Below are 13,632 nucleotides of genomic sequence, written 5' to 3'. Positions count from 1 at the left end.
AATGGACGTCAGCCGCAGAAAGTTTTTTAAAATCTGCGCGGGCGGTATGGCCGGAACAACAGCTGCTGCGTTGGGATTTGCTCCCAAACTAGCGCTGGCTCAATCGCGCAACTATAAATTGCTGCGCGCCAAAGAGATCCGCAACACCTGCACATACTGCTCCGTGGGATGTGGGCTATTGATGTATAGCCTGGGCGATGGCGCGAAGAACGCCAAAGAAGCGATTTATCATATCGAAGGGGACCCGGACCATCCGGTTAGCCGTGGGGCGCTGTGCCCGAAAGGTGCGGGTCTGCTCGATTATGTTCACAGCGATAACCGACTGCGCTACCCGGAATACCGTGCGCCAGGTTCAGATAAATGGCAGCGCATTTCCTGGAACGAGGCGTTTTCCCGGATCGCAAAATTAATGAAAGCCGACCGTGATGCCAACTTTATCGAGAAGAATGCGCAGGGCGTCACCGTCAACCGATGGCTGTCCACCGGGATGCTATGCGCCTCTGCGGCAAGTAATGAAACGGGCATGCTGACGCAAAAATTTGTGCGTTCTCTCGGCATGCTGGCGGTAGACAACCAGGCGCGCGTCTGACACGGACCAACGGTAGCAAGTCTTGCTCCAACATTTGGTCGCGGTGCGATGACCAACCACTGGGTTGATATCAAAAACGCAAATGTCGTGATGGTGATGGGCGGTAACGCCGCTGAAGCCCATCCAGTGGGGTTCCGCTGGGCGATGGAAGCGAAAAACAATAACGACGCGACGCTGATCGTCGTCGATCCACGTTTCACTCGGACGGCCTCGGTCGCTGATATTTATGCGCCTATTCGCTCCGGTACGGACATAACATTCCTGTCTGGCGTGCTGCTGTATCTGATTGAAAATAACAAAATCAACGCCGAATACGTCAAATACTACACCAACGCCAATCTGCTGGTGCGGGAAGATTTTGCCTTTGATGATGGCCTCTTTAGCGGCTATGACGCTGAAAAACGCCAGTATGACAAATCGTCCTGGAACTATCAGTTTGACGAAAATGGTTTTGCCAAACGCGATGAAACCCTGACCGATCCGCGCTGCGTATGGAACTTGCTGAAACAGCACGTTTCCCGTTATACGCCAGACGTAGTGGAAAACATCTGCGGTACGCCGAAAGCCGATTTCCTGAAAATCTGTGAAGTGCTGGCGTCAACCAGCGCGGCTAACAGAACCACAACGTTCCTGTATGCGCTCGGCTGGACACAGCATACGGTTGGCGCGCAGAACATCCGCACCATGGCGATGATTCAGCTGTTGCTGGGGAATATGGGCATGGCGGGCGGCGGTGTGAACGCTCTGCGCGGACACTCCAATATTCAGGGGTTAACCGATCTTGGTTTGCTGTCCACCAGCCTGACCGGCTATCTGAGCCTGCCGTCGGATAAGCACGCCGATCTGCAGACCTATCTCACGGCGAACACGCCGAAAGCGACGCTTGCCGATCAGGTCAACTACTGGGGCAACTATCCAAAGTTCTTTGTCAGCCTGATGAAATCATTTTACGGCGATGCCGCCCAGAAAGAGAACAACTGGGGCTTTGAGTGGCTGCCGAAATGGGACCAGGCCTACGACGTCATCAAGTATTTCAACATGATGGATAAAGGCAACGTGACGGGCTACATCTGCCAGGGGTTCAACCCGGTCGCGTCGTTCCCGGACAAAAACAAAGTAGTGCGGAGCTTAAGCAAGCTGAAATTCATGGTGGTTATCGATCCGCTGGTCACCGAAACGTCGAACTTCTGGCAAAACCACGGTGAGATGAACGATGTGGACACAGCGTCGATTCAGACCGAAGTGTTCCGACTGCCGTCGACCTGTTTTGCGGAAGAGGACGGCTCGATTGCTAACTCCGGTCGCTGGCTACAGTGGCACTGGAAAGGTCAGGATGCGCCGGGCGAAGCGCGAAACGACGGCGAAATTCTGGCGGGGATTTACCACCGTCTGCGCGAAATGTACCGCACGGAAGGCGGGAAAGGTGTCGAACCGCTGCTGAAGATGAGCTGGAACTATAAGCAGCCGGATCATCCTGAATCGGAAGAGGTGGCGAAAGAGAACAACGGCGTGGCGCTGGCAGATCTCTATGACGCTAATGGCACGCTGCTGGCGAAAAAAGGGCAGTTGCTGAACAGCTTTGCGCTGCTGCGCGATGACGGTTCAACCGCATCGTCGTGTTGGATCTACGCCGGAAGCTGGACGGAACAGGGCAACCAGATGGCCAACCGCGATAATGCCGATCCGTCAGGATTGGGCAATACGCTTGGCTGGGCATGGGCGTGGCCGCTTAACCGTCGCGTGCTGTACAACCGTGCCTCGGCGGATATCAACGGGAAGCCATGGGATCCTAACCGGATGCTGATCGCGTGGAACGGCACGAAGTGGGCGGGTAACGATATTCCTGACTACAGCACTGCCGCGCCGGGTAGCGCGACCGGGCCGTTTATCATGCAGCCGGAAGGGCTTGGGCGGCTGTTTGCGCTCGATAAGCTGGCCGAAGGGCCATTCCCGGAACATTACGAGCCGATGGAAACGCCGCTCGGGACTAACCCTCTGCACCCGAACGTGGTGTCAAACCCGGTGGTTCGCCTGTACGAAGACGATGCGCTGCGCCTCGGCAAGAAAGACGCGTTCCCGTACGTCGGGACCACGTATCGTCTGACCGAGCATTTCCACACCTGGACCAAACACGCGCGACTCAACGCGATTGCGCAGCCGGAACAGTTTGTGGAAATCAGCGAAACGCTGGCGAAATCGAAGGGAATCGCCAATGGCGATCGCGTCACGGTGAGCAGCAAACGCGGCTTTATTCGTGCGGTCGCGGTGGTGACGCGTCGTCTGCAAACGTTGCAGGTGAACGGTCAGCAGGTCGAAACCGTCGGTATTCCGCTGCACTGGGGCTTTGAAGGGGTGGCGCAGAAGGGCTATATCGCTAATACCCTGACGCCAAACGTCGGCGATGCCAACTCGCAAACGCCGGAATACAAGGCGTTTCTGGTTAACATCGAGAAAGCCTAAGGAGCGAGTCAATGGCAATGGAAACACAAGACATCATTAAACGCTCCGCAACCAACCCGATGACTCCCGCGCCTCGTGCGCGGGATTTTAAGGCGGAAGTGGCCAAGCTTATCGATGTCTCCTCCTGTGTGGGCTGCAAAGCCTGCCAGGTGGCCTGTTCAGAGTGGAATGACATTCGCGATGAGGTCGGGCACTGCGTGGGGGTTTACGATAATCCGGCGGATTTGAGCGCCAAATCCTGGACGGTGATGCGCTTTAGCGAAACGGATCAAAACGGCAAGCTGGAGTGGTTGATCCGCAAAGACGGCTGTATGCACTGCGAGGATCCGGGCTGTCTTAAAGCGTGCCCGTCAGCAGGGGCCATTATTCAGTACGCCAATGGTATCGTCGATTTCCAGCAGGATAATTGTATTGGTTGTGGCTACTGCATCGCGGGTTGTCCGTTCAACGTACCGCGTCTGAACAAAGACGATAACCGGGTATACAAATGTACGCTGTGCGTGGATCGCGTGAGTGTGGGCCAGGAGCCAGCCTGTGTGAAAACCTGTCCGACCGGCGCGATTCATTTTGGTACCAAAAAAGAGATGCTGGATGTGGCGCAGGCGCGCGTCGATAAGCTGAAAGCACGCGGCTATAACCACGCGGGGATTTACAATCCGCAGGGTGTCGGGGGAACGCACGTCATGTATGTGCTGCACCACAACGATCAGCCGGAGCTTTATCATAATCTGCCCAAAGACCCCGCCATTGATACCTCTATCAGTTTGTGGAAAGGCGCGTTGAAACCGCTCGCCGCGGCCGGTTTTGTCGCTACGTTCGCGGGGCTGATTTATCACTATATAGGCATCGGTCCCAACAAAGAGGTGGATGATGACGAGGAGGATCGCCATGAGTAAGTCAAAGATGATAATGCGCACGACGTTTATCGACCGCGCCTGTCACTGGACGGTGGTGATCTGCTTCTTCCTCGTGGCCGTGTCGGGGATTTCGTTTTTCTTCCCGACGCTGCAATGGCTAACCGAAACCTTCGGCACGCCACAGATGGGGCGCATTCTGCATCCGTTCTTTGGCGTGCTGATCTTCGTGGTGCTGATGTTTATGTTCGTGCGCTTCGTTCATCACAACATTCCGGATAAGCAGGATATTCCGTGGGTGAAGGGGATTGTTGAAGTTCTGAAAGGTAATGAGCATAAAGTTGCGAAAGTGGGTAAATACAACGCCGGGCAAAAGATGATGTTCTGGACCATCATGAGCATGATTTTTGTGCTGCTGGTGACGGGCGTGATCATCTGGCGTCCGTATTTTGCGCACTACTTCCCAATCCAGGTGATTCGCTACAGTCTGCTGATCCATGCGACGTCGGCCATTATTTTGATCCACGCCATCCTGATTCATATGTATATGGCATTCTGGGTGAAAGGCTCGATTAAAGGCATGGTTGAAGGGAAAGTCAGTCGCCGCTGGGCGCAGAAACACCATCCGCGCTGGTATCGTGACATCGAAAGGCTGGAAGCCAAAAAAGAGAGTACGGAAGGGATTAAGTAAAACCTGTTATTTTGCTGATTACCCGCACCGGATTGCCATTCGGTGCGGGTTTTTTGTGTCTATTACTGACGTCTGAACGGAGAGCAAAACGCGCTTAAAACCGCTCAGAAATATACCTGAATGGATAATCGGTTGGTTTAATCTTGCTAATTTTTCGACGCTTCGGCAGTTTGACCGTCTCAGCAGGCAATGATTTGTAAGGGATCTGCGAAAGCAGGTGCGAGATAATATTCAGCCGCACGCGTTTTTTATCTTCCGATCGCGCCACATACCACGGCGCCCAGGCGGTATCGGTAGCGGCAAACATGGCGTCGCGCGCTTCTGTATATTCATCCCAGCGGTTGAACGACTTAATGTCCATTGGCGACAGTTTCCAGGTTTTGCGCCCGTCATCAATGCGATCGCGCAGGCGGCGTTCCTGTTCTTTTGGCGTCACTTCGAGCCAGTATTTGATCAGGATAATGCCCGCATCCACCATCGCACGCTCAATAATCGGCGCGCCGTCCAGAAACTTTTCGACCTGTTCCGGCGTACAAAATCCCATGACGCGTTCAACGCCCGCGCGGTTGTACCAGCTGCGGTCAAAAATGACGATTTCACCGGCAGAAGGCAGATGCGGCACGTAGCGCTGGAAATAGAGCTGGCTCTTTTCTTTGTCGGTCGGCGCGGGCAGGGCAATCACCCGGAAAACGCGGGGACTGACGCGCTCGGTGATGGCTTTAATGGTGCCGCCTTTTCCCGCGCCGTCACGCCCTTCAAACACGATGCACACCTTAAGGCCCTTCGCGACAACCCATTGCTGGAGTTTCACCAGTTCCACATGCAGACGACGCAGTTCTTTTTCGTAATCCTTTGTTTTGAGGGGCGCAAGTTTAACGGTTTCAGCAATGACTTTTGTTACCTTCTTATTCGCCATAATTGTCATCCTGGTACAGATACAGTGAGGGGGGATCGGGAGGTCTCTCTGTGAAGTGTAATCGTGGCCCGGCAAGTCAGCGCAAAATATTCACAGCCTATCCGAAATAATGGATAGATCGGTCAGAAGACCGATTCGAACTGGCTCACCCTCCGCGTTTAATGAATAATAGCTGTTGCAAATTTTTAACAAATGGCTGTGGTATGAAAAAAACCGTTTTCTCGTTAGCACTGGGCACTTTTGGTCTGGGAATGGCTGAATTTGGCATTATGGGTGTGTTAACTGAGCTGGCTCGTGACACTGGCATCACGATCCCTTCCGCCGGAAGCATGATTTCGTATTACGCGTTCGGGGTGGTTATTGGCGCACCGATCATTGCGCTTTTTTCAGGCAAGTTCTCGTTAAAAACGATCCTGCTCTTCCTGGTCGCGCTGTGTGTCGTTGGGAATGTCATTTTTACTTTTTCCACCTCCTATCTCTGGCTGGCCATCGGGCGACTGGTGTCCGGTTTTCCCCACGGTGCATTTTTCGGCGTCGGGGCGATCATCCTGTCTAAAATTGCGCCACCGGGCAAAGTGACCCTTGCCGTCGCAGGAATGATTGCCGGCATGACGGTCGCGAATCTGGTTGGGGTTCCGCTGGGGACCTGGCTCGGACATGAATACAACTGGCGATACACTTTTTTCCTGATTGCCGCGTTTGATGCGCTGGTGATCCTGTCGATTATTTTCTGGGTTCCGACGCTGTACGACAAATCGGATGCCAGACTGATCGAGCAATTCCACTTTTTGAAAAAGCCGGAACCCTGGTTAATTTTTGCCGCCACCATGTTTGGCAATGCGGGAGTGTTCGCGTGGTTCAGCTTTGTGAAGCCGTTTATGGTGAATGTTTCCGGATTTTCGGAAGCCTTTATGACCGTCATTATGATGCTGATGGGGCTGGGAATGGTCTTGGGGAATATGCTGAGCGGCAAATTATCCGGACGCTACAGCCAGCTGCGCATTGCCGCTACCACCGATCTGGTGATCGTCCTGTCGCTGGTGGCGCTGTTTGCCTTTGGCGAGCACAAATCGGCCTCGCTGGTGATGGGCTTTATCTGCTGTGCAGGCCTTTTTGCGCTCTCTGCGCCACTGCAAATTCTGTTGCTGCAGAATGCGAGAGGCGGCGAATTACTGGGAGCAGCAGGGGGGCAGGTGGCGTTTAATCTCGGCAGCGCCATCGGTGCCTATTTTGGTGGAATGATGATCACGCTTGGCTACAGCTGGAGCTACGTTACTCTACCCGCCGCCATTCTGTCGTTCGCGGCCATGTCTTCGTTACTGATGTACGGCTATAAAAAAGGCAAGCGTAATCAGGCGAACGACAGCGCGCTGGCCTAATATTCACCGAAAAAGTCTTACATGAACGCCTGATTTTCTGTCATGCAGGCGTCATGGTTCTGTCATCGGCTAAACGTAACGTGTTGTCTTCTCAATAACCGAAGAGTTAAAAGACAATGCATCTGGTCAAAAAAATCATCGCCGTTAGCGTTCTCCTGTCCGCCTCCGCGCAGGCACAAAATATTCTGGAATTCCCGCAGCCAGAAAATAACCCGGAAGAATTCTATGCCGTCACCGAGATCCCGGCGGGCGGCATTATCAAATACGAAACCGACGCCAAAACCGGTTTTATTATTGCCGATCGTTTCCAGTCGATGCCGGTGGCCTATCCGGCTAACTACGGCTCGCTGACCCAATCCCTGGCAGGCGATGGCGATCCGCTGGACGTCATTTTCTATACGCGTGCGCCTTTGGCGCCCGGGACGCTCATTAAACTGCGCGCGATTGGCGTGCTGAAAATGGTCGATGGCGGCGAGAAAGACGACAAAATTGTTGCCGTTCCAGCAAGCAAAATCGACCCGACTTACGACGACATTAAAGAACTCAGCGACCTGCCGAAAATAGAAGTACAGCGTCTGGAAGCCTTTTTCCGCGTCTATAAAGAGTTGCCAGAAGGGCGCAAAAAAGTGGAGCTGAGCGGTTTTAACGATGCCGCCGCCGCGAAGCAAGAAATTAAACAGGCATGGGATGTCTGGAAAGAGAAAAAACCGCAATAAAAAATGCGCCCGGCGTTTAACCGCCGGGCACCGATTTACAACTGGGCTTCCAGAATTTCAATCTCCTTTCGCCACTGTTCCTGAAGCTGAGGTTTTTGATGCTTCGGCTTACGCGCCAAATCCTCCGCCAGCAACGATTCCAGCGTCACCAGCCGTTCTAGCAGATCGTCGCATTCCGGCAGATGGTCCTCTTCAGCAGATCGCGACGTGGCAATGGGTTTCAACCCGCTGCTTTCACGCAACCGTTCAAAGACCGCGTCGGCATCGTGCCATTCGCTCAGTTTGCCGTCTTCGACCAGCCAGAACCGATTACAGCTTTGACTGATTAACTGCCGGTCATGGCTCACCAGCAGCACGCCGCCCTCAAACTGTTGCAGCGTGTCGGCCAGCGCCTCTTTGCCTTCCATATCCAGATGGTTGGTCGGCTCGTCAAGCATCAGCAGGCTGTAGCGCGCAAGCGTGAGCCCGACAAACAGCAGGCGTGAACGCTCGCCACAGCTCAGCGTTGAGACTTTTTGCCCGTGACGCGGCCACGGGAAACCTGCGCTAATCAGCGCCATTTTCCGAATCTGCGGATCGGGTGCGAACGGCTCAAGCGCGTCCAGCAGCAGAGCGTCATCCGGCAGCTGATGCAGCGTTTGGTCGTAATAACCCAGCGTGACGCGCGGGTGGATTTTAAGCTCATCCGCGTCTTGCCCGGCGGTAAATTGCCGCCAGATAAGCCTCATCAGTGAAGATTTACCGCAGCCATTACGCCCCATAATCGCGATGCGATCGCCGCTTTTAAGCCGGGCGATATCAATATCAAACAGAGGCGTTAACCCAGGCGCAGGCGGAACGGACAGATGTTGGATCTCCAGCAAACGATCCGCGCGCAGAGCATCACCTTTAAGCGTGAGCGTCCACTGGCTGCCCGCGGTGAGATCGGTCTGGCTATCCTTTAAGCGCTCGACCTGTTTTTCCATCTGTTTGGCTTTGCGGGCCAGATCTTCGTTGTCGTAGACCTTGCCCCAGGTCGCCAGCCGTTTTGCGCTCGCCGCCACCCGATCAATCTCCTTTTGCTCCGCTTTATGCCGCAGGGCATCGCTTTCATCTCGTGCCGTCAGCGCATGACGTGCAGCAGTGCAGGGCAGCGCGAAGGCGTGCAGCGTTTTATCGCGCAAGATCCAGCTTCCGTTGGTGACGGCGTCCAGCAGCTGACGGTCGTGGGAAACCAGCACAAAGCTACCGGACCAGTTCTGTAAAAACTGCTCCAGCCACAGCATGGTGGGGAGATCAAGGTGGTTGCTCGGCTCATCCAGCAACAGCAGATCGGGATCGCTAATCAGCGCGCGCGCCAGCAGCAGACGCGTGTGTTGCCCGCCGCTTAACGTCGCGGAGTGCAGGGCCATATCTGGCGCGGTGAAGCCCATCGTCGCGAGCAGGGTTTCTGCTTTCCAGCACAGGCTATCGCGCTCAGTCGCCGGGAGTTGCGCCAGCACGGCGTCGATCATCGTTAGAGGATAAATCGCCTCCGGCAGATGCTGCTCGACGCGCGACATCAGACAGTGTCCGGCGAGTGCGACCGTGCCGACTGCCGGAGAATCGGTGCCATCGAGAATTTTCAGCAGGGTGCTTTTGCCGCAGCCGTTATCACCCAGCAAACCAATGCGGTCGCCTTTTTTCAGGGTAAAGGAGAGCGAGTCGAAGAGCGTCGTGAACGCGGTATCGACACGTAAAGATTGTGCAGTTAGTAATGTGCTCATTGTTGCTTACTCAAGTGTTACAGGCATGGAAATGCCTCGTCAAACGTCGCTGACGATAACTCAGTAAGCCCGAGAGAAGGGATTCAGTAGTGGGTGTCTTCGCTCAAGCAGAAGTTATCGCAACATGAAGTCGATAACGCTTGAGCTAGTGCGATCACCTAAAGTATGTGAAAAATTGAAAATTTCACAGTACAGCATAATTGGCCTCCTTATATATTCATCAAGTTAATGGATAAAAGGAGTGTAACGGGGTCAGTGGGATTTTGCTAGTCGGGGAAGAATGCGTTGCGATTCAGTGCTGACCCTCTCCTACGGAGAGAGGGTCAGTTCACAATAATTTAAATCGAGGTACGGCGATAGCTGCGGTATTCCGGCATCCAGAAGTTCTCGTCGATCGCTTGTTGCAACGCATCGGCGGAGGTTTTCACCGCCACGCCCTGCTGCTGCGCCATTTTGCCGACGGCAAAGGCAATGGCGCGCGACACGATGTGAATATCTTTGAGTTCTGGCAGAACCAGTCCTTCGCCATTCTTCACCAGCGGCGAGTGCTGTGCCAGCGTTTCACTTGCCGACATCAGCATCTCATCGGTGATGCGCGACGCGCCAGAGGCAATCACGCCCAGGCCAATACCCGGGAAGATGTAGGAGTTGTTGCACTGAGCGATAGGGTAGACTTTGTCTTTCCAGATAACCGGATCAAACGGGCTGCCGGTCGCGACCAGCGCGTTGCCTTCGGTCCAGGCAATGATGTCCTGCGGCGTAGCTTCGACGCGTGACGTTGGGTTAGACAGCGGCATCACGATCGGGCGTTCGCAGTGCTTGTGCATCTCACGAATGATTTCTTCGGTGAATAATCCGGTCTGGCCTGACACGCCAATCAGGATATCGGGCTTTACGTTACGTACCACGTCCAGCAAAGAGAGCACTTCGTTATCGGTGTCCCAGTTTTTCAGATTCTCGCGCTTTTGCACCAGTTTGGTCTGGAACGGCAACAGGTTTGGCATGGCATCCGTCAGCAGGCCAAAACGGTCAACCATAAAGACGCGTGAGCGCGCCAGCTCTTCGCTTAAGCCTTCGCGCTGGGTTTGGGCGATGATCTGCTCTGCAATACCACAACCCGCAGAACCGGCACCCAGGAAGACAATTTTTTGATAGCTCAGTTGGCTGCCTGCCGCACGGCTGGCGGCGATCAGCGTCCCGGCAGTGACTGCCGCGGTACCCTGAATATCATCGTTGAACGAGCAAATCTCATCGCGGTAGCGGTTGAGCAGCGGCATCGCGTTTTTCTGCGCGAAATCTTCGAACTGCAGCAGCACGTCCGGCCAGCGATGTTTAACCGCCTGGATGAAATCATCGACGAACTGGTAATACTCGTCGTCCGTCACGCGCGGGTGACGCCAGCCCATATATAGCGGGTCAGTCAACAGTTGCTGATTGTTCGTACCGACGTCGAGCACAACCGGCAGCGTGTACGCCGGGCTGATACCCCCACAGGCGGTGTACAAAGAAAGTTTACCGATCGGAATACCCATCCCGCCGATACCCTGATCGCCGAGACCCAAAATACGTTCGCCATCCGTCACCACAATCACTTTGATGTTGTGGTTTGGCACGTTTTGCAGAATGTCATCCATGTTGTGACGGTTCTCGTAAGAGATAAACACGCCGCGAGAACGACGATAAATCTCGGAGAAACGCTCACACGCCGCACCCACCGTAGGGGTGTAGATCACCGGCATCATCTCTTCGAGATGATTTTGCACCAGGCGGTAGAAGAGGGTTTCATTGGTATCCTGAATGTTTCGCAGGTAGATGTGCTTATCGATTTCGGTTTTGAATCCCTGATACTGGATCCAGGCGCGTTCGGCTTGCTCTTCGATGGTTTCGACCACTTCCGGCAGTAAGCCCAGCAGGTTGAAGCTGCTGCGCTCTTCGGCGCTAAACGCGCTGCCTTTGTTCAGTAGGGGAAACTCCAGCAGAACCGGTCCCGCGTAGGGGATATAAAGGGAACGATGTTTTTTTGTTTTCTTGTCCATGTCACTCACTCGATTTTTAGATATCCGTCCCTGGCACTGTAGGTTGTCATCTTTCTGGCTTGCTGGCAGGGCTGCGGTCGGACAGTAGTATAAAGGAGCTGAATGTTAATTACTCGTAGCGCACATACAAAAACACCATCGGTTTTGCCGATGGTGTTGTCAGTCTGACGGGGATTTATTTGTCCGCGTGACGTTTTCTGCCGGACGCATGGGTGACTACCGTTTCGTTGCTGTCCTCAATCACGACTTTGCGTTTATTGGAGAGCTTGTAGTTCAGTCCCAGAATATGACGTGCATGACGGTTCGATTTCATGTGTACTCCTCAATTCTGTTGCGAGTTTTGAAGGATACGCTTGCTTTCGCAAACGAAATGTCACCCCTTGGGTTATGACAAGGTTGCGTGCTGACCACTCACGACGTAGTTAATGGTCTGCTGATAAATGTCACTGAGGATGTCATTGTCCGCGGCTTCTACCCAACGGGTCAGTTCCATTAAAATGTCATCTTCAGTGACCGCGCCGTGTTCAGCGCGCAGGCCTTGTTCAATGGCATGAACGAGGTCCGGTTGTGCGGATTGTGTATTTGCTGAGTAATGAGTAAACATGCTGCCTGCCTCCGTGTCGTTATCTGTTTTTATCTATTTAATGCTTCGGCTCGCACTTCGTAATTCACATTCAGAATGGCAAATATTTTTACCGCTGTGGCTCAGATTCATCCTGGAAATAAAAATATCATAATCACCACATTTTTAACGTGTATTACGGTTTCCAACGACGTAACGGGATATATTTTTCGTAAGGCATCGGAGAGGGCCAGGAAATTAATTCTATCACGCTGCCCCAGGGGGTTTTTCCGTAGCAAAACGCGTTGCCTTCACCGCGTTCATCGGGAAATGTCAGCGGTTTGGGTTCCGTAAACATTTCACCGCCTGCCGCTGTGAATCTGGCGATAGCCTGCGAAAAATCATCGACATACACAGCAAAATGCTGAAGGCCAAAATCACTCGGGCGTGCGGCTGGCTGCTGCTCCGGACCGTGCATTTCGAACAGTTCAATACCGGGGCCGTGGGGAAGCGCCAGCATACGAATAGCGCGGATTCGCGTGCCGGGAAATAAACGCAGCGTTTTCTCTTGTGATGCGTTATCGATATTATCGTCCCCGGGCTGTACGGAGCGATAAAGAACCTGAGCACCTAACGCTTTTTCGAAAAATAGTGTGGCTTGCTCAATATCCGGTACTGTAATACCGATATGATCAATTCCTCGGACGGTAGAAGGCATATTTTTCTCCTGCTATAAAAAATCACTATAGCAGGAGAATATTATCGTGTTACCACTTCATTTCGCCGGTATTGACCTTCGCGCTCAGCTCCAGCGAGCTGTCTTCTGCCAGCGTTGGCCACTGTTTTTTCATCGTGCCGATCACGGCTGTTGAATCCTTATGCGCCGTCAAAGCCTGCTCAAATTGCTGCAGATAAGTGCGGGTAAAGTCGATGGCTTCTGACCCCGCAGGCGGCGTTCCAAGGTAATGACCCGGGATCACACGCGCCGGCTTACGCGCGGCCATTTCGGTAAGCGTCTCTTGCCACTGCTGGCGGCTCGCTTTGCTCTGGGTATCCGCTGTCCAGACGTGAATACCCCAGGAAACGCCGGTGCCGCCGAGAATCGCTTTTACCGAAGGGATCCACACATAGGCCGCGTAGCTGTCTGGCTGTTCAATATCAATCTTCTCGCCGTCAACCATAAACGTTGTTGACGCGATCACCTGCGGAACAATCAGCTCTGTCGGTGCGCCGTCTTTCATTTGCGGCCCCCAGAAGGCCAGTTTGGCATCTTTGGTTTCCTTGATGTGATCGACCACTTTTTGTGTGGCGACCACTTTGGCGTTCGGGAATGCTTTCACCAGCGGCTGCAGGCCGAAGTAGAAATCCGGATCACCCGATGTGATCACAATTTTGCTGAGCGTTTTGCCGCTGCGACGAATTTTTTCGACCAGCGCTTCGCCATCTTTCACGCTGAATTGCGCGTCAAACAGCACCGCTTCTTTCGGCCCTGATACCAGCGTAGAGGAGACAGCAAAAATGCCTTTCTCCTGCGGATTGTAGGTATCCAGCGTCAACGGCGCGGCGAACACAGCAGGCGTCAACAGGGTGCAAAGCAGGGCAAGGCGGTTCAGTTTCATGATGTTGTCTCAATAGGATCAGAAGTCTCTATTGTACGGATATCTTCATTTGCCAGAATTCCTGA

Annotated in this window: 12 protein-coding genes; 5 read left to right on the top strand and 7 right to left on the bottom strand. The window is 53.6% G+C overall.

The annotated features are described in order from the left end of the window. The first annotated feature begins 1 nt into the window (after window position 1). The 3 genes from fdnG to fdnI are packed head-to-tail and all read left to right on the top strand — an operon-like array spanning window position 2 to window position 4,594. Window positions 2-3,049, top strand: a complete 3,048-nt coding sequence (fdnG, locus tag AC07RN_RS06035; protein ID WP_478335874.1) for a formate dehydrogenase-N subunit alpha — start codon at window positions 2-4, stop codon at window positions 3,047-3,049. A gap of 11 nt (window positions 3,050-3,060) precedes the next feature. Further along, window positions 3,061-3,945 (top strand): formate dehydrogenase subunit beta, encoded by an 885-nt coding sequence (gene fdxH, locus AC07RN_RS06030; RefSeq protein WP_012017444.1) that lies wholly within the window; start codon window positions 3,061-3,063, stop codon window positions 3,943-3,945. After that, window positions 3,938-4,594 (top strand): formate dehydrogenase-N subunit gamma, encoded by a 657-nt coding sequence (fdnI, locus tag AC07RN_RS06025; RefSeq protein ID WP_478335873.1) that lies wholly within the window; start codon window positions 3,938-3,940, stop codon window positions 4,592-4,594. The genes fdxH and fdnI overlap by 8 nt, the downstream gene beginning before the upstream one ends. A 94-nt stretch (window positions 4,595-4,688) precedes the next feature. On the opposite strand, the gene ppk2 is transcribed toward fdnI, so the two are convergent. Beyond that, the gene (gene ppk2, locus AC07RN_RS06020; RefSeq protein WP_478335872.1) at window positions 4,689-5,510 is read right to left on the bottom strand and encodes a polyphosphate kinase 2; all 822 of its coding nucleotides are present in this window, start codon (window positions 5,508-5,510) and stop codon (window positions 4,689-4,691) included. A gap of 203 nt (window positions 5,511-5,713) precedes the next feature. On the opposite strand from ppk2, the gene araJ reads away from it, so the two are divergent. Next, entirely contained in the window at window positions 5,714-6,889 is a 1,176-nt protein-coding gene (gene araJ / locus AC07RN_RS06015; RefSeq protein WP_478335871.1) for an MFS transporter AraJ, read from the top strand. A 116-nt stretch (window positions 6,890-7,005) separates the two neighbouring features. Beyond that, window positions 7,006-7,605, top strand: a complete 600-nt coding sequence (locus AC07RN_RS06010; protein ID WP_478335870.1) for an inorganic diphosphatase — start codon at window positions 7,006-7,008, stop codon at window positions 7,603-7,605. 35 nt (window positions 7,606-7,640) lie between these two features. Here the strand turns inward: AC07RN_RS06010 and AC07RN_RS06005 are convergent, their stop codons facing one another. The 6 genes from AC07RN_RS06005 to AC07RN_RS05980 all read right to left on the bottom strand — a co-directional run bounded on the left by AC07RN_RS06005 (window position 7,641) and on the right by AC07RN_RS05980 (window position 13,567). Continuing rightward, the gene (locus tag AC07RN_RS06005) at window positions 7,641-9,350 is read right to left on the bottom strand and encodes an ABC-F family ATP-binding cassette domain-containing protein (RefSeq protein WP_478335869.1); all 1,710 of its coding nucleotides are present in this window, start codon (window positions 9,348-9,350) and stop codon (window positions 7,641-7,643) included. Between the two features lie 338 nt (window positions 9,351-9,688). Then, window positions 9,689-11,386: an NAD-dependent malic enzyme gene (locus AC07RN_RS06000; RefSeq protein WP_478335868.1), complete on the bottom strand. Its 1,698-nt coding sequence runs from the start codon at window positions 11,384-11,386 to the stop codon at window positions 9,689-9,691. A 175-nt stretch (window positions 11,387-11,561) separates the two neighbouring features. Further along, complete coding sequence (gene sra / locus AC07RN_RS05995) at window positions 11,562-11,699, bottom strand: stationary-phase-induced ribosome-associated protein (RefSeq protein WP_012017437.1); 138 nt, start codon at window positions 11,697-11,699, stop codon at window positions 11,562-11,564. 72 nt (window positions 11,700-11,771) lie between these two features. Then, a complete protein-coding gene (gene bdm / locus AC07RN_RS05990; protein WP_012017436.1) occupies window positions 11,772-11,990 on the bottom strand; it encodes a biofilm-dependent modulation protein in 219 nt (72 codons plus the stop codon). Between the two features lie 154 nt (window positions 11,991-12,144). Further along, window positions 12,145-12,666: a VOC family protein gene (locus AC07RN_RS05985; RefSeq protein WP_478335867.1), complete on the bottom strand. Its 522-nt coding sequence runs from the start codon at window positions 12,664-12,666 to the stop codon at window positions 12,145-12,147. 49 nt (window positions 12,667-12,715) lie between these two features. Continuing rightward, window positions 12,716-13,567, bottom strand: coding sequence for a Vmh family MBL fold metallo-hydrolase (locus tag AC07RN_RS05980; protein WP_478335866.1), 852 nt, complete (start codon window positions 13,565-13,567; stop codon window positions 12,716-12,718). Between the last annotated feature and the right edge of the window lie 65 nt (window positions 13,568-13,632).

It is taken from the genome of Lelliottia sp. GFLA7, from assembly GCF_056490165.1.
This window is presented reverse-complemented; position numbering and strand designations above follow the sequence as displayed.

What these genes read in the sequence shown, in the direction of transcription:
- AC07RN_RS06010 (WP_478335870.1), top strand. Translation starts at nt 7,006, where the DNA reads ATGCATCTGGTCAAAAAAATCATCGCCGTTAGCGTTCTCCTGTCCGCC.
- AC07RN_RS05980 (WP_478335866.1), bottom strand. Translation starts at nt 13,567, where the DNA reads ATGAAACTGAACCGCCTTGCCCTGCTTTGCACCCTGTTGACGCCTGCT.
- AC07RN_RS05985 (WP_478335867.1), bottom strand. Translation starts at nt 12,666, where the DNA reads ATGCCTTCTACCGTCCGAGGAATTGATCATATCGGTATTACAGTACCG.
- ppk2 (WP_478335872.1), bottom strand. Translation starts at nt 5,510, where the DNA reads ATGGCGAATAAGAAGGTAACAAAAGTCATTGCTGAAACCGTTAAACTT.
- fdxH (WP_012017444.1), top strand. Translation starts at nt 3,061, where the DNA reads ATGGCAATGGAAACACAAGACATCATTAAACGCTCCGCAACCAACCCG.
- bdm (WP_012017436.1), bottom strand. Translation starts at nt 11,990, where the DNA reads ATGTTTACTCATTACTCAGCAAATACACAATCCGCACAACCGGACCTC.
- araJ (WP_478335871.1), top strand. Translation starts at nt 5,714, where the DNA reads ATGAAAAAAACCGTTTTCTCGTTAGCACTGGGCACTTTTGGTCTGGGA.
- fdnI (WP_478335873.1), top strand. Translation starts at nt 3,938, where the DNA reads ATGAGTAAGTCAAAGATGATAATGCGCACGACGTTTATCGACCGCGCC.
- AC07RN_RS06000 (WP_478335868.1), bottom strand. Translation starts at nt 11,386, where the DNA reads ATGGACAAGAAAACAAAAAAACATCGTTCCCTTTATATCCCCTACGCG.
- sra (WP_012017437.1), bottom strand. Translation starts at nt 11,699, where the DNA reads ATGAAATCGAACCGTCATGCACGTCATATTCTGGGACTGAACTACAAG.
- AC07RN_RS06005 (WP_478335869.1), bottom strand. Translation starts at nt 9,350, where the DNA reads ATGAGCACATTACTAACTGCACAATCTTTACGTGTCGATACCGCGTTC.